This window comes from Paracoccus spongiarum (genome assembly GCF_030732095.1).
Lineage (GTDB): Bacteria > Pseudomonadota > Alphaproteobacteria > Rhodobacterales > Rhodobacteraceae > Paracoccus > Paracoccus spongiarum.
Genome location: NZ_JAVAMQ010000008.1, coordinates 154,010 through 175,523, shown reverse-complemented (window position 1 = coordinate 175,523; position 21,514 = coordinate 154,010). Strand labels below are relative to the sequence as shown.

The 21,514-nt window shown below is 66.4% G+C and carries 27 protein-coding genes and 1 tRNA gene; 8 read left to right on the top strand and 20 right to left on the bottom strand.

The window, feature by feature from the left end:
- Together Q5Y72_RS10920 and Q5Y72_RS10915 are read left to right on the top strand one after the other, a co-directional pair.
- Positions 1-320, top strand: a 320-nt coding sequence (locus tag Q5Y72_RS10920; RefSeq protein WP_371930809.1) for a hypothetical protein, incomplete at its 5' end; no start/stop codon positions are given.
- Between the two features lie 110 nt (positions 321-430).
- Positions 431-1,399, top strand: a complete 969-nt coding sequence (locus Q5Y72_RS10915) for a L,D-transpeptidase (protein WP_305963449.1) — start codon at positions 431-433, stop codon at positions 1,397-1,399.
- Positions 1,400-1,455: 56 nt separating this feature from the next.
- On the opposite strand, the gene Q5Y72_RS10910 is transcribed toward Q5Y72_RS10915, so the two are convergent.
- Positions 1,456-2,571, bottom strand: coding sequence for an aminotransferase class V-fold PLP-dependent enzyme (locus tag Q5Y72_RS10910; RefSeq protein ID WP_305963448.1), 1,116 nt, complete (start codon positions 2,569-2,571; stop codon positions 1,456-1,458).
- A 148-nt stretch (positions 2,572-2,719) separates the two neighbouring features.
- On the opposite strand from Q5Y72_RS10910, the gene Q5Y72_RS10905 reads away from it, so the two are divergent.
- From Q5Y72_RS10905 to Q5Y72_RS10895, 3 genes are read left to right on the top strand one after another with little or no spacing between them, the layout of a single operon-like run.
- Positions 2,720-3,418, top strand: coding sequence for a type 1 glutamine amidotransferase (locus tag Q5Y72_RS10905; protein WP_305963447.1), 699 nt, complete (start codon positions 2,720-2,722; stop codon positions 3,416-3,418).
- Positions 3,415-4,773 carry a glutamine synthetase family protein gene (locus tag Q5Y72_RS10900; protein WP_305963446.1) on the top strand — a complete coding sequence of 453 codons (1,359 nt, stop codon included), beginning with the start codon at positions 3,415-3,417 and terminating at the stop codon, positions 4,771-4,773. The genes Q5Y72_RS10905 and Q5Y72_RS10900 overlap by 4 nt, the downstream gene beginning before the upstream one ends.
- Positions 4,770-6,080: an NAD(P)/FAD-dependent oxidoreductase gene (locus Q5Y72_RS10895; protein WP_305963445.1), complete on the top strand. Its 1,311-nt coding sequence runs from the start codon at positions 4,770-4,772 to the stop codon at positions 6,078-6,080. The genes Q5Y72_RS10900 and Q5Y72_RS10895 overlap by 4 nt, the downstream gene beginning before the upstream one ends.
- Here the strand turns inward: Q5Y72_RS10895 and Q5Y72_RS10890 are convergent.
- From Q5Y72_RS10890 to rpmH, 8 genes are all read right to left on the bottom strand, one after another.
- Entirely contained in the window at positions 6,077-6,538 is a 462-nt protein-coding gene (locus Q5Y72_RS10890; RefSeq protein WP_305963444.1) for a tellurite resistance TerB family protein, read from the bottom strand. The two genes, Q5Y72_RS10895 and Q5Y72_RS10890, sit on opposite strands and share 4 nt — an antisense overlap.
- A 97-nt stretch (positions 6,539-6,635) precedes the next feature.
- Positions 6,636-7,541, bottom strand: coding sequence for a polyphosphate kinase 2 (ppk2, locus tag Q5Y72_RS10885; protein WP_305963443.1), 906 nt, complete (start codon positions 7,539-7,541; stop codon positions 6,636-6,638).
- An 88-nt stretch (positions 7,542-7,629) separates the two neighbouring features.
- Positions 7,630-8,103 carry a hypothetical protein gene (locus tag Q5Y72_RS10880; RefSeq protein WP_305963442.1) on the bottom strand — a complete coding sequence of 158 codons (474 nt, stop codon included), beginning with the start codon at positions 8,101-8,103 and terminating at the stop codon, positions 7,630-7,632.
- 124 nt (positions 8,104-8,227) lie between these two features.
- Positions 8,228-9,535: a GGDEF domain-containing phosphodiesterase gene (locus Q5Y72_RS10875; RefSeq protein WP_305963441.1), complete on the bottom strand. Its 1,308-nt coding sequence runs from the start codon at positions 9,533-9,535 to the stop codon at positions 8,228-8,230.
- Positions 9,536-9,622: 87 nt separating this feature from the next.
- On the bottom strand, positions 9,623-10,468 hold the full coding sequence (ttcA, locus tag Q5Y72_RS10870) for a tRNA 2-thiocytidine(32) synthetase TtcA (protein ID WP_305963440.1): 846 nt from the start codon (positions 10,466-10,468) through the stop codon (positions 9,623-9,625).
- Positions 10,458-10,724: a membrane protein insertion efficiency factor YidD gene (gene yidD, locus Q5Y72_RS10865; protein ID WP_305963439.1), complete on the bottom strand. Its 267-nt coding sequence runs from the start codon at positions 10,722-10,724 to the stop codon at positions 10,458-10,460. The genes ttcA and yidD overlap by 11 nt, the downstream gene beginning before the upstream one ends.
- The gene (rnpA, locus tag Q5Y72_RS10860) at positions 10,721-11,137 is read right to left on the bottom strand and encodes a ribonuclease P protein component (protein ID WP_371930808.1); all 417 of its coding nucleotides are present in this window, start codon (positions 11,135-11,137) and stop codon (positions 10,721-10,723) included. The genes yidD and rnpA overlap by 4 nt, the downstream gene beginning before the upstream one ends.
- Positions 11,138-11,178: 41 nt before the next feature.
- Positions 11,179-11,313, bottom strand: coding sequence for a 50S ribosomal protein L34 (gene rpmH, locus Q5Y72_RS10855; protein WP_028725980.1), 135 nt, complete (start codon positions 11,311-11,313; stop codon positions 11,179-11,181).
- Positions 11,314-11,574: 261 nt separating this feature from the next.
- Between rpmH and Q5Y72_RS10850 the strand changes: the two genes are divergently transcribed.
- Together Q5Y72_RS10850 and Q5Y72_RS10845 are read left to right on the top strand one after the other, a co-directional pair.
- Positions 11,575-12,996, top strand: a complete 1,422-nt coding sequence (locus Q5Y72_RS10850; protein ID WP_305963455.1) for a sensor histidine kinase — start codon at positions 11,575-11,577, stop codon at positions 12,994-12,996.
- 104 nt (positions 12,997-13,100) lie between these two features.
- Positions 13,101-13,177 (top strand) — tRNA-Arg (locus Q5Y72_RS10845).
- Positions 13,178-13,183: 6 nt separating this feature from the next.
- Here Q5Y72_RS10845 and Q5Y72_RS10840 read toward each other — a convergent pair.
- From Q5Y72_RS10840 to Q5Y72_RS10815, 6 genes are all read right to left on the bottom strand, one after another.
- Entirely contained in the window at positions 13,184-14,332 is a 1,149-nt protein-coding gene (locus Q5Y72_RS10840; RefSeq protein ID WP_305963438.1) for a tyrosine-type recombinase/integrase, read from the bottom strand.
- The gene (locus Q5Y72_RS10835; RefSeq protein ID WP_305963437.1) at positions 14,325-14,504 is read right to left on the bottom strand and encodes a hypothetical protein; all 180 of its coding nucleotides are present in this window, start codon (positions 14,502-14,504) and stop codon (positions 14,325-14,327) included. Before Q5Y72_RS10835 ends, Q5Y72_RS10840 begins: the two co-directional genes overlap by 8 nt.
- A gap of 5 nt (positions 14,505-14,509) precedes the next feature.
- Positions 14,510-14,989, bottom strand: a complete 480-nt coding sequence (locus Q5Y72_RS10830) for a hypothetical protein (RefSeq protein ID WP_305963436.1) — start codon at positions 14,987-14,989, stop codon at positions 14,510-14,512.
- Between the two features lie 133 nt (positions 14,990-15,122).
- Positions 15,123-15,368 carry a hypothetical protein gene (locus tag Q5Y72_RS10825; protein ID WP_305963435.1) on the bottom strand — a complete coding sequence of 82 codons (246 nt, stop codon included), beginning with the start codon at positions 15,366-15,368 and terminating at the stop codon, positions 15,123-15,125.
- Positions 15,365-15,631, bottom strand: a complete 267-nt coding sequence (locus Q5Y72_RS10820) for a hypothetical protein (protein ID WP_305963434.1) — start codon at positions 15,629-15,631, stop codon at positions 15,365-15,367. The genes Q5Y72_RS10825 and Q5Y72_RS10820 overlap by 4 nt, the downstream gene beginning before the upstream one ends.
- A gap of 14 nt (positions 15,632-15,645) precedes the next feature.
- Positions 15,646-15,798 carry a DNA-binding protein gene (locus Q5Y72_RS10815; RefSeq protein ID WP_305963433.1) on the bottom strand — a complete coding sequence of 51 codons (153 nt, stop codon included), beginning with the start codon at positions 15,796-15,798 and terminating at the stop codon, positions 15,646-15,648.
- Positions 15,799-15,861: 63 nt separating this feature from the next.
- Between Q5Y72_RS10815 and Q5Y72_RS10810 the strand changes: the two genes are divergently transcribed.
- Positions 15,862-16,137: an Arc family DNA-binding protein gene (locus Q5Y72_RS10810; protein WP_305963432.1), complete on the top strand. Its 276-nt coding sequence runs from the start codon at positions 15,862-15,864 to the stop codon at positions 16,135-16,137.
- A gap of 593 nt (positions 16,138-16,730) precedes the next feature.
- Here the strand turns inward: Q5Y72_RS10810 and Q5Y72_RS10805 are convergent.
- The 5 genes from Q5Y72_RS10805 to Q5Y72_RS10785 are packed head-to-tail and all read right to left on the bottom strand — an operon-like array spanning position 16,731 to position 21,403.
- Positions 16,731-17,810, bottom strand: a complete 1,080-nt coding sequence (locus tag Q5Y72_RS10805; RefSeq protein WP_305963431.1) for a phage portal family protein — start codon at positions 17,808-17,810, stop codon at positions 16,731-16,733.
- A 1-nt stretch (position 17,811) separates the two neighbouring features.
- Positions 17,812-18,375 (bottom strand): HK97 family phage prohead protease, encoded by a 564-nt coding sequence (locus tag Q5Y72_RS10800; protein WP_305963430.1) that lies wholly within the window; start codon positions 18,373-18,375, stop codon positions 17,812-17,814.
- Complete coding sequence (locus Q5Y72_RS10795; protein WP_305963429.1) at positions 18,375-19,610, bottom strand: phage major capsid protein; 1,236 nt, start codon at positions 19,608-19,610, stop codon at positions 18,375-18,377. Before Q5Y72_RS10795 ends, Q5Y72_RS10800 begins: the two co-directional genes overlap by 1 nt.
- A 9-nt stretch (positions 19,611-19,619) precedes the next feature.
- On the bottom strand, positions 19,620-19,955 hold the full coding sequence (locus tag Q5Y72_RS10790) for an HNH endonuclease (protein ID WP_305963428.1): 336 nt from the start codon (positions 19,953-19,955) through the stop codon (positions 19,620-19,622).
- Positions 19,946-21,403 carry a terminase large subunit domain-containing protein gene (locus Q5Y72_RS10785; RefSeq protein ID WP_305963427.1) on the bottom strand — a complete coding sequence of 486 codons (1,458 nt, stop codon included), beginning with the start codon at positions 21,401-21,403 and terminating at the stop codon, positions 19,946-19,948. The genes Q5Y72_RS10790 and Q5Y72_RS10785 overlap by 10 nt, the downstream gene beginning before the upstream one ends.
- Positions 21,404-21,514: the final 111 nt, after the last annotated feature.

Below are 21,514 nucleotides of genomic sequence, written 5' to 3'. Positions count from 1 at the left end.
ACCAATTCTCAGGGGACAGAACCATGTATATCCGTTTCGCGCTGGCGATCACCTCCGCGCTGTCGTTGACGGCCTGCGTCGAAGACACCGGCAGCGGTGCCGGCCAGCCAGCGGTGGGCAGCGCCAACGATCTGATGGCCTTCGAGGGCGCCCGCGCCGGCCAGGCCGAAATGGGCATCACCAATCTGGGCTACGAGGCGATCCGCAGCGATGGTCTGACGACCTGGTGGTTCAACCGCGAGACGGGCGCCTGCGCCCAGATCGTGACCGCGAACGGCCGCTATGCCTCGGTGACGATGCTGCCTGCGGGCGATTGCTGACCGGCGACAAGACCGGGCGCACTGCGGGACATTCCGCGGTGCGCAACACTCATCGGCAGGGCGCGGTTGATCGCGCAAGATATGGGCAATGACACATGAAGATGAAGGCAATGGTAAGTCGACGCAGGGTGCTGACCGGCGTTGCGGCGGGGATCGGCATCCTGTCGGGCGGGGCGATGGCGCAGGTGGTGCTGGACAGTGCGTCCCTGCAGCCCGGTGAATATACCTGGCACCCCGAGAATTCGCCGCATGGCAGCGTCGCGGTGATCGTGTCTCTGCCCGAACAGCGGGTGCATGTCTATCGCAACGGGGTGCGCATCGCCGTCTCGACCTGCTCGACCGGCAAGGAGGGGCACGAGACGCCGACCGGCGTGTTCACGATCCTGCAGAAGGACAAGAACCACAAATCCTCGACCTACAGCGATGCGCCGATGCCGAACATGAACCGGCTGACCTGGGACGGAATCGCGCTGCATGCGGGAAATCTGCCGGGCTACCCCGCCTCGCATGGCTGCGTCCGCCTGCCGATGGCGTTCTCGGAAAAGCTGTTCGGCATCACCCATCTGGGCACCCCGGTCATCATCGCGGGCAGTCATTCCGATCCCTGGCAGCTGACCCATCCGGGCCGCCTGCTGGCCTCGGGCGCCGAGGTCGAGATGGAACAGGCGATCGCCGGGCTGGGGTCGCAAAAGCATCCCTCGGACTGGACCGAGGCCGAGGTGCAGCCAGTCTCGACGCTGCTGGCCTCGACGGCGGATGGCCGGATCTACCTGTTCCGCAATGGCCGCGAGGTGGCATCCGCGAGGCTTGGTCTGCATGGGTCGGGACCGCTTGGCGAACATGTGCTGATGCTGAACGCCATGGATGGGGGCGTCGGCTGGGTCGGCGTGACCCATCACCCCGACCCGACCCGGCCGTCCGAGCCCGAGGTGTCCGTGGTCGACCGGCTGGCGCTGACCGACGATTTCCGCGCCGTGCTGCGCGATGCGCTGCATCCGGGCCTGACGCTGATCCTCAGCGACCTGCCCAGCCGCCCCGACACCCGGTCGAGCGAGGATTTCGTCATCATGACCTCGTGACAGACGGCCGTGTGGCGCCGTGCCCCCAAACCGGGGCCGGCGCCGGCAATCGCAGCTCAGATCACCCGGTCCAGCACCGCCCGCAACCGCGCCAGCGTGCCATCGACATCCTTCAGCTTGTCCAGCCCGAAAAGCCCCAGCCGGAAGGTCGAGAAGTCCTCGCCTTCGTTGATCGCCAGCGGCACCCCCGCCGCGATCTGGAAGCCCTCGGCCGCGAACTTCCGGCCTGATCTGACCTCGGGATCGTCGGTGTAGGACACCACCACCCCCGGCGCGCCGAAGCCCGCCGCCGCCACCGGGCGCACGCCCCTGTCGGCCAGCAGGGCGCGCACGCCGTTACCCAGCCGCCACTGCGCGTCGCGGGCCTCGGCAAAGCCCATCTCGCGGGTCTCGTCCATCGCATCGCGCAGCCCGGTCAGCGCGTCGGTCGGCATGGTGGCGTGATAGGCGTGGCCGCCATCCTCGTAGGCGGCCATGATTCCCCGCCATTTGCGCAGGTCCAGGGCAAAGCTGTCGCTTTCGGTCTCGGCCAGCCGGCGTGCGGCGCGGTCCGACAGCATCACCAGCCCTGCCGAGGGCGAGGCCGACCAGCCCTTTTGCGGGGCCGAGACCAGCACATCGACGCCGCTGGCCTTCATGTCCACCCAGACCGCACCCGAGGCGATGCAGTCCAGCACCATCAGCGCGCCGACCTCATGCGCGGCGGCGGCCAGCGCCGCAATGTAGTCGTCGGGCAGGATCAGCCCGGCCGATGTCTCGACATGCGGGGCGAACACCGCGTCGGGGCGGACCTCGAGGATCTTCGCCACCACCTCGTCAATGGGCGGAGGCGCATAGGCGGGTTGGGGGGCATTGCCTGCCGGCCGGGCCATGACCACGGTCACCTCGCGGGCGAAGCCGCCGGCCTCGAAGATCTGGCTCCAGCGATAGCTGAACCAGCCGTTGCGCACGACCAGTGCATGCCCGCCGCGCGCGAACTGCCGGGCCACCGATTCCATCGCATAGCTGCCGCCCCCCGGCACGATGGCGACCTCCTGCGCGCCATAGACCTCGCGCAGGGTGGCCGACAAGTCGCGCATCACCTGCTGGAATTTCCGGGACATGTGGTTCAGGGACCGGTCGGTGAAGACCACCGAGAACTCCTGAAGGCCGTCGGGATCGATCGCGGACATGATGTGCTTCCTGCCTGATGCCTGGCTGCAAACTAGCCGGAGCCGGCCAGTGACGCCAGCGCGGTGTCGGCTGGTGACCCGCGACCCCCTTGCGGCCCCCCCGTCTGGGCGACTACCCTTGGCAAACAGGCAACATCGCAGGTTTTCGATGCGTATCGGCATACTTCAATGCGGCCAGTCGCCCGCGGCGTTGAAGGACGACCTGGGCGACTATCCCGACATGTTCACCCGGCTTCTTGCGGGCCGGGGGTTCGAGTTCCAGGTCTGGCATGTCGAAGCGATGCAGTTCCCCGACGACATTCACGCGGCCGAGGGGTGGCTGCTGACCGGGTCGCGCCACGGCGCCTATGAGGACCACCCCTTCATCGCCCCGCTGGAAGACTTCGTTCGCCGCGCCTTCGCGGCCGGGGTCCCGCTGGTCGGCATCTGCTTTGGCCACCAGATCATCGCTCAGGCCCTTGGCGGCAAGGTCATCAAGCATCCCGACGGCTGGGCGATCGGGGCGCAAGACTATGATTTCGCGGGCGAGACGGTGACCCTGAACGCCTGGCACCAGGATCAGGTCGTCGCGATCCCGCGCGAGGCCCGGGTGGTGGCCAGCAACGCCTTTTGCGAGAACGCGGCGCTTGTCTATGGCGACCGCGCCTTCACCGTGCAGGCCCATCCCGAATTCGACGACGCCTTCCTGCAGGGCCTGATGGAGACGCGCGGCAAGGGGGTGGTGCCGCAGGACAGGCTGGACCGCGCGGCCGGGCGGATGGGCGAGGCAGGCGGCTCGGCCGCCATCGCCGATCGCATCGATGCCTTCTTCCGGCAGGCGCAGCAGAATGCAAGGGGGGCCGCATGAGCGCCGCATGGGCAGAACGGGCGCCAAAGGCCGCGCGAGACTACATGGACGGACGGCGTCTGGACGAGGTCGAATGCATCGTGGCCGACATCGCCGGGGTGGCGCGCGGCAAGGCGATGCCCGCCTCGAAATTCGCGCATCAGGACAAGTTCTACCTGCCGAACTCCATTTTCCTGCAGACCATCACCGGCGAATGGGCCGACAACCCGTCGGGCGCCTTCACCGAACCCGACATGATCCTGACCCCCGACTACAGCACCGCGACCGCCGCGCCCTGGACGGCCGACTGGACCATGCAGGTGATCCATGACGCGATGGACCAGCAGGGCAACCCGGTGCCGATCGCGCCGCGCAACGTGCTGAAGCGCGTGGTCGGACTGTATCGCGAAAGGGGCTGGCGTCCGGTCGTCGCGCCCGAGATGGAGTTCTTCCTGGTCGCCCGCAATGTCGACCCCAACCAGCCGATCATTCCTCCGATGGGTCGGACCGGCCGCCGCGCGGCCGCCAAGCAGGCCTATTCGATGTCGGCGGTGGACGAATACGGCAAGGTCATCGACGACATCTATGATTTTGCCGAGGCGCAGGGCTTCGAGATCGACGGCATCCTGCAGGAAGGCGGGGCGGGCCAGATCGAGATCAACCTCAACCACGGTGATCCGGTCGCGCTGGCCGACGAGATCTTCTACTTCAAGCGGCTGATCCGCGAGGCCGCGCTGCGTCACGACTGCTTTGCGACCTTCATGGCCAAGCCCATCGAGGGCGAGCCGGGCAGCGCCATGCACATTCATCATTCGGTGGTCGAGATCGCGACCGGCCGCAACATCTTCTCGGACGAGCGGGGCAGCGAGACCGAGGCCTTCCTGCACTTCATCGGCGGCATGCAGCGCCACCTGCCGGCGGCGGTCGCGCTGCTGGCACCCTATGTGAACAGCTATCGCCGCTATGTCCCGGACTTCGCGGCGCCGATCAACCTGGAATGGGGCCGCGACAACCGCACGACCGGGCTGCGGGTGCCGATCTCGGGGCCCGAGGCGCGGCGGATCGAGAACCGGCTGGCCGGGATGGACTGCAACCCCTATCTGGGCATCGCGGCGTCGCTGGCCTGCGGCTATCTGGGCCTGCTGGAACAGGAGGGGCCGCGGGCCGAATGCCTGGGCGACGCCTACATGTCGCGCGACGAACTGCCCTACAATCTGGGCGACGCGCTGGACATCATGTCCGAGAGCAGCGCCATGCGCGGCGTGCTGGGCGAAGAGTTCGCGGCTGTCTACGAATCGGTGAAGCGAAACGAATACAAGGAGTTCCTGCAGGTCATCAGCCCGTGGGAACGCGAACACCTGCTGCTGAACGTATGAACCTTCTCTATGCCAACGACCGCCGCGGCAGCTATCCGCGCAGCGTCTATGCCGACACCTGCCAGCCCCTGCCGCCGTTCCCGGCGCTGCGCGGCGAGACGCGCGCCGATGTCGGCATCGTCGGTGCGGGCTATACCGGGCTGTCGGCCGCGCTGCATCTGGCCCGGCGCGGATACCGGGTCGCGCTGATCGAGGCGCATCGCGCGGGCTTCGGGGCCTCGGGTCGCAATGGCGGGCAGATGGGCTCGGGCCAGCGGCAGGAGGTCGACTGGCTGGAACGGAACCTCGGCCGCGCGGCGGCGCGACGGTTGTGGGATCTGGCCGAGGAGGCCAAGGCCCTTGTCCGGTCGCTGGCGGCGGAGTCGGGGGTGCCGCTGCGCGAGGGGGTCGCGCATGCCTGCCGCAGCGCCGGCGAGCTGGACCATGCGCGACGCATGGCCGAACATCTGGCCGGCGATTACGGATATGACCGGGTCGAGGTTCTGGAGCGCGCCGAACTGGCCCGGCACATCGGCAGCACCGCCTATGCCGGCGGCGACCTGGACCGCGGCGCGGGGCATCTGCACCCGCTGAACCTGGCGCTTGGCCTGGCGCGGCTGGCCGCCGAAGCCGGCGTCGCCATCCACGAGACGACGCATGTGCACCGGCTCACCCACGCCGCCCGCGCCGGCGCGACCAGCATCCTGCATTGCGACACGGGGCGGGTGGTCTGCGACCACGTCATCCTGGCGGCCAACGGCTATCTGGGCGGGCTGGACGGGCGGATCGCGGCGCGGGTAATGCCGATCAACAACTACATCGTCGCGACCGAACCGCTGGGCGATCGCTTTCCCCATATCCTGCCGACGAACTGCGCGGTCGCGGACACCAGGTTCGTGGTGAACTACTGGCGGCTCGATGACGACCGCCGGCTGATCTTCGGCGGCGGCGAAACCGCGACCTACCGCTTTCCCAAGGACATCGCCGCCGTGGTGCGTCCGCATCTGCTGTCGGTCTATCCCGAACTGCGCGACGTCGCGCTGACCCATGCCTGGGGCGGGACGCTGGCGATCACCATGAATCGCATGCCCTGCTTTGCCCGCCCCGCGGCGAACTGCCTGTCGGCCAGCGGCTTTTCGGGGCATGGCGTGGCGATGGCAACGCTGGCGGGGCGGCTGATGGCCGAGGCCGTGGCCGGGCAGGCCGAGGGTTTCGACGCGATGGCCGCGGTGCCGATGCGCAGCTTTCCCGGCGGCGCCATGCTGCGCAGCCCGCTGCTGGTCGCCGGGATGGCGTGGTTCGGGCTGCGCGACCGTCTGGGCTTCTAGCGGTCGTCGAGGCCCATCGCCTCAAGGACCCTCTGCCGCATCAGGGCCGAGTCGCGGTCGGGCACGCCGAGCAGGCCCGAGACAAGCCGGATCATCTGTTCCTCGTCGGAATCGCGGCTGCGATCGGCATAGGCCACCTCCCACATCGCGGCGATCACGCCGGTGCGGTCCTCCAGCGCGATGCGATCCTTGATGAGGCGGGTGAAGCGCACGGTGTCGGGGGCCTCGGCCTCGATCATCTCGGCGGCGGCGCGCCGCTCGGCAGCCTCTTCGGGGGTCAGGCCGCGCCGCCGGGCCAGGACACGGTCGATCCGCTGGCGCTCGGACGCCTCGTAGTGATCGTCCGCACGCGCGACCCGTACCAGAAGCGCCGCGATCGCCACCTCGGCGTCCTGCGCGGCAAGCGGGCGCGGCTCGGGGTCGTCGGTGAACAGGCGGGACAGAAGATTGCGAAACATGCCGCCGATCATAGGCGCTTCGCGATCCGCGACAAGCGGTTACGCAGCGATGCCCCGCCCGCCCCCGGTGATGCAGCCGGGGCGGATCCGCGCCCGCCTAGTATTTCTGCGGCACATACAGCTCGCGCGGCAGCACCTCGCGTTCGTAATCGGGATTGAACACCCGGTCGGGCAGGTGAACCTCTTCGTGCGGCACCTCGCCATAGGGGATCAGCCCCAGAAGATGGCTCATGCAGTTCAGCCGCGCCCGCTTCTTGTCGTTGCCGGGGACGATGTACCACGGCGCCTCGGGGATATTCGTGCGCTCGAACATCTCTTCCTTGGCCTTGGTATAGGCCTCCCAGCGGACGCGGCTCTGCAGGTCCATCGGCGACAGCTTCCACTGTTTCAGCGGATCGTGGATGCGGATGAGAAAGCGCATCTGCTGTTCCTCGTCGGTGACCGAGAACCAGTATTTCACCAGCCGGATCCCGGAACGGACCAGCATCCGTTCGAATTCAGGCACGTCCTGGAAGAACTGTTCGACCTGATCCTCGCCGGCGAAGCCCATCACCCGCTCGACCCCGGCGCGGTTGTACCAGCTGCGGTCGAACAGCACGATCTCGCCGCCGGCGGGCAGATGCGGCACGTAGCGCTGGAAATACCACTGGGTCTTCTCGCGGTCCGAGGGCGCGGGCAGCGCGACGACCCGCGCGACGCGGGGGTTCAGTCGCTGGGTGATGCGCTTGATGGCGCCGCCCTTGCCGGCGGAATCGCGGCCCTCGAACAGCACAACGACCTTTTCCTTGTGATGGCTGACCCAGTCCTGCAGCTTGATCAGCTCGGACTGCAGGCGCAGAAGCTCGCGGAAATAGACGCGCCGGTCCAGCTGGTCGGGATGGTTCTCGCGGTAGATGCGCTTGATCTCGGCCGACAGGATCGCGTCCTCCAGCTCGATCTCGTAATCCTCGTCCAGCGTGTCCTGCAGCTCGGCTTCCAGCCAGTCCTTGGGTTCGTCCTTCATGTCGCTCTCCGGCTTTTGCTGCCCCGTTTAGGGGCGCATTGTAACGACATTAAGGCAAAATGGCCCACCCGCCGAAGCGGCGACCGGATCAGCGCGCGAAGGCGGAGGCGCAGCTGCGCGTCACCGCCAGCACGAAGTTCTGGCGGCCGCCGTCCACGGTGCCACACCACTGGCCGGAGGTCGTGAAGAGGCTGCGGGTGCCCCGTGCCGGGCGATAGGCGATCCGGCGGCCGTTGACGTCAAAGAGGTTCAGGACCCCGCCGCCATTGACCGCGTAATAGCCCAGAACGCCCCCATCGGCGGTGATGATCAGGCGTTCCTCGTTGGCGGGGTTGCCGGGCCGGTTCTGCCAGGCCGAGGGTGAATTGGCAGTGTTGCCGCCCGAATTCCAGGCCGCGTTCGGCGAGTTCGCCGGATTGGCCGGGCTGTTCGCGGGGTGTCCGGGTCCAAGATCGAAGGGCAGCCGGGTCTGGTCGAGGATGATCAGCGGCGCATCGGCAAGGGCCGGCGTTCCGGAAAGGGCGATCAGCGCCGCCGCAGCGATTCGCCTGAAGGTCTGCATGGGTGTCGTTCCACCGGGTCTCTGCGCCATCCTTGCTGCCATGCGGGCATCGGGCACACAAGTCTTTCGCACCCCGTGCCCCGCACCCGGCAGCCGGACCCCGCGGCCCGGCGGTGACCGGCTGTCAGCCGGCGTTCTTGCGCAGCACCGAGGGCAGGTCGCCGGCCCGGCGGGCATGGCTGCGCAGGAAGTCGCGGGTGGCGTCCAGGCTCATCGGGCGTGCGATGGCATAGCCCTGCACCTCGTCGCAGCCCATCTGCGCCAGGAAGGCATGTTCCTCGCGGCTTTCGACGCCCTCGGCCAGGGCCGCGATGTCCAACCGTTCGGCCAGCGCCAGGATCGCCAGGATCATCCGCTGTTGCGCGGGGTCGACATCGCAGCCCAGCACGAAGCTGCGGTCGATCTTGATGCGATGCACACCGAACTGCCGGATCGCGTCGAGGCTTGCATAGCCGGTGCCGAAATCGTCAAGGTCCAGCCGGCAGCCCGCCTTGGTCAGCGTCGCAAGATTTGTGCGCGCCTCGGGACTGCTGGTGACCGGGGCAAAGCTTTCCAGAACCTCCAGCACGAGGCGGTCGGGGCGGATGTCCTGCCGGTCAAGCTCCCACAACAGGCCGGGGGCAAAGCCCGGATCGGCAAGTTCGCAATTCGAGATGTTGACCGAGACCGTCGGCACCTCCCAGCCCTCGGCATCCCAGGCCTTCAGCGCCGCAATCGCCTGGCGCAGCATCGACAGGGTCAGCGCCTTGTGATCGGCCTCGCCCATCTGCGGCATGAACCCGCCGGGCAGCAGCAACCCGCGCGTCGGGTGGTTCCAGCGCGCCAGCGCCTCGAACCCGGTCACCTCGCCGGAATGACAGCTCAGTTGCGGCTGGAAATGCGCGACGATCTGTCCTGCGGCGCAGGCCTCGGTAACCGTCGCCGGCAGGTCCGGTGCCGACAGCCTCGGGTCGTGGTCGAACAGCACCACCTGGCCCAGCCGGTCAGTCGCCAGATCCTCGAGCCGGCTGCGGGCCTGGTCGACCAGATCGGACAGCGTGGCCATGCCGGGCGCTTCGGCATGGACCATCACGCCGCTGAGAACCGGGGTGACGGTCATGCCCGCGGCCGCGACCTTGCGCTGCGCATTGTCCTGAAGCCGCCGGGCGATCCGCATCGCCTCGATCTCGGACCGGCCGCGCAGGGTGATCGCGAAGCTGCCGGTGCCGATGATCTGCACGGGATCCTCGGGGCGGATGGTGCGGCCCAGCCGCATCGACAGGTTGACCAGCAGGTGGTTGAAGCCGGCCTTGCCAAGGTGCTTGGACAGCAGTTCGGTGTTTTCCAGCCGCAGCAGCAGCACGCTGCGCGTCTGCGATGTCCGTGCCCGGCGAAGATGCCGCCGTGCCGCATCAAGCAGCGCCAGTCCCGAATGTTTCAGCCTTGCCAGCATGTCGGCCCCTTTGCGGTCTTGTCGCTACCGGGTCTAGGGCAGAATGCTTTGGCGTCTGTTAATCGCGCCGGGGATCGTCGCGGCAAACTAGGACAAATTTGAATCTTTCGGAAAAAGGCTCGCGAAATCAAACAGCGCAGGATCCAGAAGATGCGAGGGGCGGACATTCATCAGCGCCCGGAACATTACCTGCCGCCGCCCCGGCGAGCGTGACTCCCATGCGTCCAGAAGCTGCTTGACCTGCACGCGCTGCAGGCCGTCCTGGCTGCCGCAGAGGTCGCAGGGAATGATCGGATAGCCCATCGCGCGGGCAAAGCGGTCGCAATCGGCCTCGGCCACATAGGCCAGCGGCCGCAGCACGGTCAGGTCGCCCTCCTCGTTCAGCAGCTTGGGCGGCATCGTCGCCAGTCGGCCGCCGTGGAACAGGTTCATGAAGAAGGTTTCCAGGATGTCGTCGCGATGATGACCCAGCACCACGGCCGAACAGCCCTCCTCGCGCGCGATTCGATAAAGATTGCCGCGCCGCAGCCGCGAACACAGCGAACACATCGTTCCACCCGGCGCGATCTTGTCGGTCACGATGGAGTAGGTGTCCTGGTATTCGATCCGGTGCGCGATCCCGCGCGCGGTCAGGAATTCGGGCAGCACCGTGGCCGGAAAGCCGGGCTGGCCCTGATCGAGATTGCAGGCCAGCAGGTCGACGGGCAGCAGGCCGCGCCACTGCAATTCATGCAGCACGGCCAGCAGGGTATAGCTGTCCTTTCCGCCCGAGAGGCAGACCAGCCAGCGGTCGCCGGGACGGATCATGCCGTAATCCTCGATGGCGGCACGGGTCTCTCGGACCAGCCGCTTGCGCAGCTTGCGGAATTCGGTCGACGCGGGTGCGCCGGCGAACAGCGCGTGGATGTCGGTGTCGTCGCTGTCATCCAGCATCGGATGGCCCCTTGCATCTGTCGCCCGCGGGGCAGGTGCCCGGGACCGGATCGAAGCCGTGCCCGCCCCAGGGATGGCAGCGCAGGATTCGCCGGCCCGCCAGCCAGCCGCCGCGCAGGGCGCCATGCCGGGCCAGCGCGTCCAGCGCATAGGCCGAGCAGGTGGGCTGAAACCGGCAGCCATGCCCCACCCAGGGCGAGGCGACCAGCCGATAGGCGCGCACCGGCAGCGCCACGAGATGCGCCAGCGGGCTCATCCATGCACCCTGTCGAGCGCGCGGCCGAGATCGGCGCAAAGCTCGGCGAAATCGCGGCTGATGGTCGCGCCGGGCCGGCCGACCAGAACATAGTCCCAACCGGTCCGGGCGCCTGCCGGCAGGCGCAGCCGCGCCGCTTCGCGCAGGCGTCGCTTGGCGCGGTTGCGGCAGACCGCGTTGCCGATCTTCTTCGAGCAGGTGAAGCCCACGCGGAAGGGCAGTCCGTCGCCACGATCCCGCGCCTGCAGCAGAAATCCGGGCATGCCCTGCCGCCGCGCGCGGGCCGCCGCCAGGAAGTCGGCCCGCTTTGCGATCACCTCTGGCATGCGAAGCCGGGGCGCCGCGATGCGAAATGCCGCCGTGCCGGCACCCTCGGGCTGCATCTCAGCGTCGGGATGGGGCAGGGGCGGCATGTCCAAAAGCCTTTCGTCGGCGGTTGCCCGCCGGACGCGGTTCAGGCCGAAAGGCGCTTGCGGCCCTTGGCGCGGCGGGCGTTAAGGACACGGCGGCCGCCCTTGGTGGCCATGCGGGCGCGAAAGCCGTGGCGGCGCGCACGAACGAGGTTCGAGGGTTGGAAAGTGCGCTTCATGGTCGGTCTCCGGATCGGTGCTTGCGGTGGCACGACGGCGGGGCATGGACAACAGGTCGCAGGCCCGCGCGCGGACGCGCCGGTTGTTCGAAGCCCGCTGGATAGTGCAGAGTGGGGGTGGCGTCAACCGCCAAGACCTGCCTTTATAAGGCCCGTGATGATCCGGCGGCCCCGGAACCGGCGCGTCATCACATTCGTTTGATGTGCAATTGCCGCCTTGCCCGGCAAAAGCGGATGGCACGACGTCACGACCCGGACAAGATGCGACTGAACACGATCTCTGGCCGATTCGCTGCATTGACGATCATCTTCGTCATGCTGGCAGAGCTGTTCATCCTGCTGCCCGCACTGGCCAGCTTTCGCCTCGGCTATCTGGAATCGCGGCTCGAGCGTGCGCAGATCGCCAGCCTTGCCCTGCTGGCCACCGACGAATCACTGGCCAGCGACCTGGAATCCGAACTGCTGCAGAACGCCGGCGTCTTCAACGTGGTGCTGCGCCGTGACGACATCCGTCAACTGGTGCTGGCCTCCAGCATGCCCGGTCCGGTGGCGGCGACCTTCGATCTGCGCGAGGATGGCGTGCTGCAGACCATCGATGACGCGGTGGTGGCGCTGCTGGACGACCAGAACCGGGTGATCCGCGTCATCGGCTCGCCGGTGAACCAGGCCGGCCAGCTGATCGAGATCACCATGCCGACCGCGCCCCTGCGCAGCGCCATGGTGGAATACGGGCTGCGGTTGCTGGCGCTGTCGGCGGCGTTCTCGATCCTGACGGCGGTCCTGCTGAACATTGCCGCGCAGCGGCTGATCCTCGTGCCGATCCGCCGCGTCATCTCGCACATGACCGCCTATGCCGGCGCCCCCGAGGATCCGCTCAGCATCATTTCTCCCAATGCCCGCCTGGCCGAGCTGCGCGACGCCGAAACCGCGCTGGAGGCGATGCAGAAGACCGTCACCTCGTCGCTGAAGCAGAAGGACCGGATGGCGCAGCTGGGGCAGGCGGTGGCCAAGATCAGCCACGATCTGCGCAACATCCTGACGACGGCGCAGATCTTTGCCGACCGGCTCGAGGACAGCGCCGATCCCAAGGTCCGCCGCGCCGCGCCCAAGCTGGTGAACTCGATCACCCGCGCCGTCAACCTGTGCGAAACCACGCTGGCCTTCGGCAAGGCCGAGGAGCCCGCGCCGACGCTGTCACGCTTTCCCCTCGCGCCGCTGGTCGCGGAACTGATCGAGGCCGAGGCGCTGGCCGCAGAGGCCGCGGGACGGGTCGAATTCCTGGCCGATGTGCCCGCCAGCCTGACGATCCGGGCCGATCGCGACCAGCTTTACCGCGTCCTCAGCAACCTGTCGCGCAATGCCCGGCAGGCGATCGAGGGCAGCGGCCAGCCCGGCGCGGTCGAGATCGGGGCGGGCGAGACCGATCAGGGCTGGTGGATCCGCGTGGCCGACAGCGGTCCTGGCCTGCCCGACAAGGCGCGCGAATTCCTGTTCAAGCCCTTCACCGGCAGCGCCCGCAAGGGCGGCACCGGGCTGGGCCTGACCATCGCGGCCGATCTGGTGCGCGGGCATGGCGGCCGGCTGGAACTGGTGCGCAGCGACGCCGAGGGCAGCGAGTTCATGATCCATCTGCCGCGCGACCTCGGCACCATCCCCTCGCGCCACGCCACCGCCGCCCGCTGAGCCCCGTGCCCGCTGAGCCCCGTGCCCGTTGACGCCGGGCGCGACTTTTTTGCACCGCCCCCTTGCATCCCCCCGATCGTGGCGCTAGATGACCGCCCTACAGTGGACCCGTAGCTCAGCTGGATAGAGCACCAGACTACGAATCTGGGGGTCGGGCGTTCGAATCGCTCCGGGTCCGCCATTCATCCTATTGATCTCCTTGAAGTTTGTGCTTCGGTTGATCGGCCACCTGCGGGCCGGTTTGCAGCCGGTTTGCAAATTGCGTTGCCGGGCTGTTCTCGAACGCCAGAATCGCAGCCCTCGACAGGGCAGGGGTCATGGCGAGGTATTTCTCCAAGATACGGGTGGCCGACTGCAGCGTGTGGCCGGTGACGGCGCAAATCTGCGGGATGCCGTTCCCAGCTTCAGACAGCAGCGTGACGGCGGTCCCGCGCAGGTCATTGAGCCGCAGATGTTCGGCCTTCTTTCGCTTGGGCAGTTCCGCGTATCCCTCGGGGCGTAGGCCGCAGGCGACCATATGCGCCGACCATTGCTTGCCCAGTTCCTTGTCGTTGCCCTCGGTGAACCACGGGCGCCCATCAGGACGGGTCAGGATATACGGCCCGCGCCGATCAATGCCGTCCAGCATTCGCCGTAGCGCCTGCGAAACGTGGATCGTGACGCGGGCTTTGGTCTTGTTCTGGCGCAGGCTGATCGTGTCGCCCTGATAGTCGGCCCAGCGAAGCCGGATCAGATCGCCGTAACGCTGGCCAGTGTGCAGGGCGAGGATATGCGCCTGTTGCAGTTCGAGCGGTGCGGCCTGCATGAAGGTCGTTATGTCGCCAGCGCTCCAGATCATTTCAGATCGGTCGGAGGAATAGATGCGCTCGAAGCCTTGCAGCGGGTTTTCCCTGATCCGGCCCTTGCGCGCCGCATAGGTGAAAACGGCGGACAGCACCGAAAGGCGATTGTCCGCCTCTCGGGGACGGTCGCGGCCGATTTCTTCCTGATAGCCGAGAAACACGCCCCGGACGCGCGGGCTTTCCAGAGCCTGGATCGGCAGCTTGCCGAATTTCTCACCCAACGGCATCAGCATCCGCTTGTATTCTCGCTGGGTGCTTGCGGCCTTCGCCTCGAAGGTCAGGCTAAAGAGGTAGTCGCGAATCAGAGCGTTGACGTTGCCAACGTCCTTCGGCTGGATCTTCTCGGCCTCGGTGAAGGCGGCAAGGAAGGCCGGATCGCCGGGCTTGCCGGGCAACGGGGTGCCAGTGTCGCGGTGGTAGTAGTAAGTCTTGACGGTGCCGTCAGCCAGCCGCTTGCGAGTGGTGTTAACGCCCTTGATCTTCGCCTTAACCACGTTGTGACCTCGCCCATGCATCCAGTGCCGCGTCGGCCTGATCCTGCTTTTCCTGAACCGTCAGGACGCGAATGCCGCCATCGGCCAGCACCTCATAGCCCGCGACCGGCAGACCCATATCTAGGGCCACCTTGATCGCTTTTTTAAGCCGAGGGGTGCTGAACGATGACATGCGGATCAGTCCTCGGCGTCGTCGGGGTGAACGTGGCGCGCGGCCAATTTCGCGAACTGATGCGCGATATTCTTGTGTTGCTGGCGCAAGTCCCACGTCTCGATTGAGATGGGGCGCGAGCCGCCCAAGGTGAATTTCACCAGAGATTCGATTGCGTCCGGTGCGCAGACGTGGCGGCGGCGGAATGCGTCACGAACCAAGGTCACCTCTTCCAGATCGGGCCGCTGGCGCAGCAATTCCACCAACTCGCAGGCGAGTTCTCCGGCCTTCGCCGGGGGGATGCCGTCATCCAGCAAATGACCGTAAAGCCAGATTCCCATAACATCGCGCGCAGTGAACACTCGGGCGCGACCTTCGACCCTCGGAGCGCATGGATAGTCGCCGCGCGCAACGGCTTCGTTAAACCTCTGCTTGAACTTCGCGTGGTGGTCTACGAAAGCGACTTCAAAAGCGTAGGTGCTGGACATGGTGGGCTCGATGGTCATTGCCTTTAACTCCGTTCAGGTGCTGCCGACTGTCGGCGCAGCGATTGATTGCCTCGACAATAGAACGGAATGATTGCTGTGGCAATAGCTTCTTTCGCTCGCCCGCAACCGGGATGATTGCGGGCGATCTTCGTCAAGCTGCCTGATCCACTTCCTGCGCCTCGGCCTGCTTAGCCTCCCACTCCAACTCGTGCAGCGCGTCGAGGCGGCACAAATCCTCGTGGATCGTTCGGATCAGCGTCAGGATGCCATAGGACATCGGATCAGGGTTGTTCAGCCCTTCGAAGTCCCAGGCGATTTCGTTCAGGACCGTGGTCAGCCCTTGCATCCGCGACAGATGCGCCGTGGTGTCGTTGTAGGCGTCCTGCCAGTCGGTCATTGCGGCATCCCCTTCGCTTCGGCATAGGCTTGCAGGACAAGGGAACGCTCGTCGCCGAAATAGACCCAATCCAGCGAAAGCCCGTTTTCCACGGCATAGGTCAGGAATGTTTCGCTGAACGTGCGTTCGCCTGTCGGCCCCTCTAGCATCTGGTCGGCGGGGAACAGCGCCGCGCCGGTCCACTTGGAAAACAGCGCCAATCGCTCTGCCACGCCTTGCGGCAAGCCGGTATCGTTCGCCCGGGGGCGGTCCATCAGTTTCATATCGTTCTCCATTGTTACGCGGTCGCCGTCTCGGCCCGCTCCATCCGTTCGCGCACGGCGCGCACGATTTCACTGTTTTGGCTGGAAGCGTTGACGGCGGCTTGATCCGCGATCCACGCTTTCAGGTCGGCGGGCAGTCGAAGCTGCAAGGGTTTCCGGTCGGTCATGGCGTCCTCCATTGTGGCTCATAGCCATTTGTGGCTCAATGCCACCATTGCGTCAAGTTGAAAATGTGGCTCTATGCCAGCATGACAGATCGAAAGCCGCAGGATCAGGACAAGTTCGTGCTTCGCCTTCCAGATGGGATGCGGAACAGACTCAAGATGGCCGCAGAGCGCAACAGGCGCTCCATGAACGCTGAGATTGTGGATGCGCTTGATTCCCACCTGCTGGCGATGGAAAGTTACGCCAAAGTAATCGAAAATTCGGCTGTTCCAGATACGCTCGCTGATGAAATTGCTGACGCGGTCCGCCAAGTCACGCTAAAGCATTTACGTGGAAGTTAGGATGGAAATGATCAGACGGATACTCGAAGCTCGGATAGCAAGATGAACGAACCGACACGAGCGCCAGTTCATCCAGCAATCGTGTTCCATTGGATGTAAGTCGCAAATGAAAAATACTCAAAAGTCTCGAATTCTATTCGCAGTGACAGACCTTCTTGGCTCGGGTCTATTATGGGGAGGGCTGATATTTTTGGCCTACGGGTTGATTGCAGGGTTTCCCATCGGTGCTTTGTGGGGTGCCTCGGCTATGGGCACGGGCCTTTCGTTGCTGATCGTCACGCATATTGGGCGGGCGATTCTCGATATCGCACAGACCAACTCGCAAATATTGGAGAGATTGGCGCGAGGAGAATAAGCAGAGCCGGGCACACGGTTCCCCGTGCCATCCCGGCCCCTTGCCCAGACGCGGGCGATGGCACTTACACGTGCCGCGTTGGCTGCCCCCGGTGCAAGTCCGTGACAGCCTGCGCCGCGCCCCCGAAGATGAACAGGGGCCGCGCCTTGACGGGGTTAAGGGCTATGCCAGCCCGCACACTCGCCGTCTTGTGCAGATGCTTGGCGGGGAACAAAAACCCGCAGGGCGCATCCCGGCCCTATTCCGCCCAATCAATGAAGGCCAGCGCGTCGGCCACGGTCTTGTCGTCCAGCCCCGCCGCCTTGGCCTCGGCCATCGCCTTGAGCATCACACCCAAAGCCCGCGCCTTGCCGCCGTGGTCGAACGCCTGCATGGGCCGCACAACGTCGATTGCGACAGGTGCGCCCAGTTTCTCGGTCGCTTCCTCGGCCATGAGATTTGCAACGGGTTGCAACACAAGCTGCGCCAGGTGCCGTTGCGCCTCGCGGACCAACGGGCCGGTTGTGGCGGGGTTGTGCAGGCCCGGCAGGACGCCGAACGCGCCGAAGATGGCGCCCTTGGCATCGGTCAAGAGCTTGTCGGCAAGCGTCTTGTCCAGTTGCGGCGAAAGTTGATCGGGCGATTTCCCAAGGTTCGGGTTCATGCCTGCCGCCGTCGCCTGCGCGACGCCCTCGACCACCAGAGATGCGCCGCGCCTGCCCCGGAAGCCCGCCCGCAGCGCGTCCATATCGTCGGCGCTGCCCTCGGGCACGGGAATTATTTGGCTGCCCAGGGGCGCATCGCGGAACACATCGCGCAGGGCGGTTTCAATTTCATGCAGCAGGCCAGCCGAGAGGGGCGCGCGCCGCAACGGTGCCGTGCCCGCCCAGGGGGTGACGGCATCGCAGCCGATGCGGAAATGCAGCACCTCGCCCGCCAGCACGGTTTCATTCCGCCCGCCGCCGATTTCGGGCAGTCCCACGCGGTATGCGCGCGGCAACCCATAGCGGGTTGAAATGTCCCAATCGGTGCAGGGAATGAGCCGGTCGCGGATCAGGAACAGGCATTCGCCCCGGAGAGCCAAAGAGCGCGCGCAGAGCGCCATAGAGCGCCGGTCGATCAGATCGGTGCCGGTCACATCTGCCAGGGACAACCCGGCTTCCCAGAGAGACACGGAAGTCTGCACGGTCGCGGTCAGTTCGCCCATGTTGGACGCGCCACTGATCCAGCTTTCACGCGCCGCCATAATCGCCGCCGTATAGCCGGGGGCCACAGCGCGGGTTTCTGAAAGAGGTGGGCGCCCGCCCTTTTCACGCCGGAAAATGTCCATCAGGCCCATGTCACGCCCTCCAACGCCGTAGGTATTGAAGGCGGTCGCCCGCCCCTAACTTTGGGTGGTCTCCCGCCCTAAGTTCCCACGCCCTCGCTTCGATCTGCGCCGTGGGATAAGCTGGCCGGGTCACGGTCGAGAGTTCGAACAGCGATGCGCGGGTGATCGTCCGCAGCACGTCCGCGCCGCGCCGTTCGATGCGTTCGCCATCCGCCGCCACGCGAAAGCCCGGTGACAAGCCTCGGACCAGCCCGGCCCGGTGCGCCGCCAGGAAGTCAGCAGCCCATGAGGTGCCGCCGTCCAGTTCCGCCCGGACTTCCAGCGCGTCCTCGGTATCGCGCAGGGAAAGGGTGCCCGCCGCCGTCGAGGCGAGGGGCTTGGCATAGTCATGCTGTGACAGCAGGTGGATTTCCTCACCTGCCGCGATGCGATCTGCAAAGGCCCGAGGGGCGATCACCTCACGCCGACCTGGTGCCAGTTCAGTTTCGGCACCATAGGGGAACCGCGCCACAAGACGGGTTGCCCCGCCCTCGGCCCGGATTTCCAGCTGCCCGAGATTGCCGCCCCAGAGCATCAGGGCGCCCCGATGCCGGTCAGGATGCGGATCTGCGAACCGCGCGCCACGGTCACATCAGCGGTCAACAGGCCGGTGAGCCGCAGCCCGCCGTTCTGCGCGTCGGTGTAGGGGTCACGAATCATGTCCAGTCCGCCCCAGATGCCGAGGAATGCCGGGGAAATGCCGCCCGCCGAGGTGGTCAGGATCGCGGTTTCCGCCGCAAGCTGGTTCGCCAAAGCGATGTTGCTGGCCGGGATATGTTTGGTCAGGCGGTCCCATTCGGAAACTGCCGTGCCGCTGATCAGCGCCTCATCCAATTCCGACCAGATCGCAGGCCCGAACGCGACATTGACGCCCGATGCCGCGCTGATCTGGTTCGCGGTCATGAACGCCACCACCTCGGCCCGGAACGCCGCCCAGGTCGCCGCAGCGCCAACTGCCGTGCTGGTGATGCCATAGGTCACAGCGCCCGGCACAAGCCCCAGAGGCTGTCCCGCCGCGCCGCTGCCCATCAGCACCGCCCGGTCAAGTTCGGCCCCGACAGCCGCGTTCATGTCGCGCCGGATGGCGTTTTCCAGCCCGTCGCCGGTCTGTTTCATGGCCTTGCGGCTGATCCGCATATGCACGCCCAACGTGTGATCCGGTGCCAGCATCCTTTCGGCGGTCTGGAACGGGTTCGGGCCGGGCACGTTGCCGCCCTCGGTCGCCGCCCATCCGGCAATCGCGCCAGCCGTCGCAACCGGCCATTCGACGCTGCCTTGCGTGATGTTGATGGTCTGCACGCCGATCCGGGCCGCAACCGATGCCGGAAACAGCCGGTCGATAATGGGCCGGGTCTGCACGGGGTTCGGAACGTCTCCAGAAACGGTGTTCCGAAGTTCCAGCGCGGCCAGGGGAACAGGCACGCCGCGATAACCGCCCGCATTGCGCATTTCGGCCACAACCTCGGCGGTCTGGCCGGTCAGGCTGCGCCCTTCGTCCAGCGCCAGCACAACCTGCCGAAGTTCGAAGCCCGCGACCAGTTCGGCAAATTGCCGGTCGGTGCGGGTTTCCAGATCGGCCCCGGCCTCGCGGCGTTCGCTATCCTCGGCGGTCAGCGCTGCCCGGTAGCGGGTTTCGTTCTGCCGATATTCCGCGTCGAGCGTTTCCATCGAGCGGGTTTCGTCCTCGGACAGTTCGGGCTTGCCGACCAGTTCAGACAGGGTTTGGCGGATTTCGGATTGCCGCCGTTGGATTTTAACAGAGTCCAGCATGTGAATACCTCATGTGTTGCCGGTTTCGTTCGTCGCCAGTTCGGCAACAGCTTGCCCCCAGGCGTCACGCTCGGGGGATGTGATCGGGGGCGGGTGTCCGCACTCGATCCGGGTTTTCCTGGTGTGGCAGGGGGGGCAGCGGGTCGCGCAATTGGCCGGGTCAAAGGCCAGATCAGGGCGCAGGCGAACGGGCTGCACATGGTCGATTTCCAGCCGCCCTCGGGTCTGCCCGCAATCCACGCAGGCCCATCCGTCACGTTCCAGCACCGCTTGCCGCAGCACCTGCCAGCGGCGTGTCGAGGTGACGCGTTTGGAATGACGGTGATGTTCAGCCTTCACAGCCATGCCGCCCTCGCTTTCCGCGTGGGTGCCGCCTTCATCCGCGCGCCCTGCGCCACGGCCAGCACGGATGCCGCCGCCGCGTCGATCCGCCCGAGGCTGCGCGCCTTGGCCAGCTTGGCATTGTTGGCCGGGTCCAGCAGAACGATTGCATCGGAAAAGGCAGAGCGCAGCAGCAGCGACGGGGCCACTTTCACCTCGCCGTCGAACAGCGCGCGGCGAAAGCGTTCAATGTCCTCGCTGCCATCCTTCCAGCCGAAGCCTCGCCAGATAAAGGGCACGCGGGCCAGACCGGCAGCCTGCATCGCCTCGACAAATTCGGCATGCCGAAAGCGGTCGCCGCAGATGCAGGCGATTTCCGCGCCGTCCAGCAGCCGCACGATTTCGGCCAGCCAGGGGCCGGGCGGCACGGTCGCCTCGCCCATCACGGTCATTTCGCCGCGTTCGGCCATTTCGACATAGCGCCCGGACACGCCGTCAGCCGCGCCACGGTCGGCCAGTGAGGGGTTGCCGGGAAAGGTGCCCAGAGCCTCCAAGCGGCCAGTGTCGGGCCAATACATCGCCGCGGCCGACATTGACCGGCTGCCGCCCAGATCCACGCCCAGGACGCAAGGCCCCGCGCGCGGCGGCAACTGGTCGGGGTCAACCTCGGCGGCAAGCCATTCGTCAACCGTCACCAGAACGGAGCGATCTTCGGTCGAAACCCGTTCGTTGCGGTTCAGGTTGCGGAAGCTGGACAGGGCCGATCCGCCCCGTGCAATCGCCCGTCGTGCCTGCGCAATGAGCCATTCCGGGCTTGAGCCGATGCCCTCGGTCGCGCCGGGGTTGGCTGCCAGAAGGCTTTCCAGATCGTCGGCGGGCAGGCCAAAGGCGGGCCGATGTTCCTGCACATAGGTGCCGGGCGGGGGTTCATCCAGCCAGCGGCTAAAGGTGTTGGCGTCGTCAGGGGCCGAGGTCGAGATAATCAGCGCCCGCCCGTCGCGCTTGCCCAGGCCCGACAGGATGGCGTTTTCCAGCCCGTCGCCCTTGTCGCGTTCCCAGGCCGCACGTTCGTCCATCAGCGCCAGCGTCGGCGCACCGCCGAGGATGGACTTGCCATCGGCAGCGATCACGCGGGCCAGCCCGCCGCCATTGTCGGAATATTCGACTTCCAGTTTGCTGCCGCGCCGAACGGTGAACCGTTCCTGCTCATCCTCGGGCAGCCCTTCGATGAAGCCGACGAGGAATTGAAACGCGGTCTTGGCCTGGTCACGGTTGCGGGCCGCGAACAGGATTTCCCGCTTCGGCTGATCGTCCCACACGCCCATCAGCGCGCCCAGAGCCAGCCCGGCAGAAAGCGCCGTTTTCGCATTGCCCCGGCCAATCGACAGACAGGCCACCATCACGCCCCCGGCCAGAGCGCCGCGCACGAAACGGCGCTGAAACTCGGCCAGCGTGACCGGCTGCCCGGCCATTTTTCCCTCGGGAATTTTCAGGGTTTCGAGAAACGCAATCGCCAGATCGGCAGGTTCGGCCCCCGATTTTTCCGAAAGCGCGAACGCAACACCCCGACGCCGGTCCCTGTC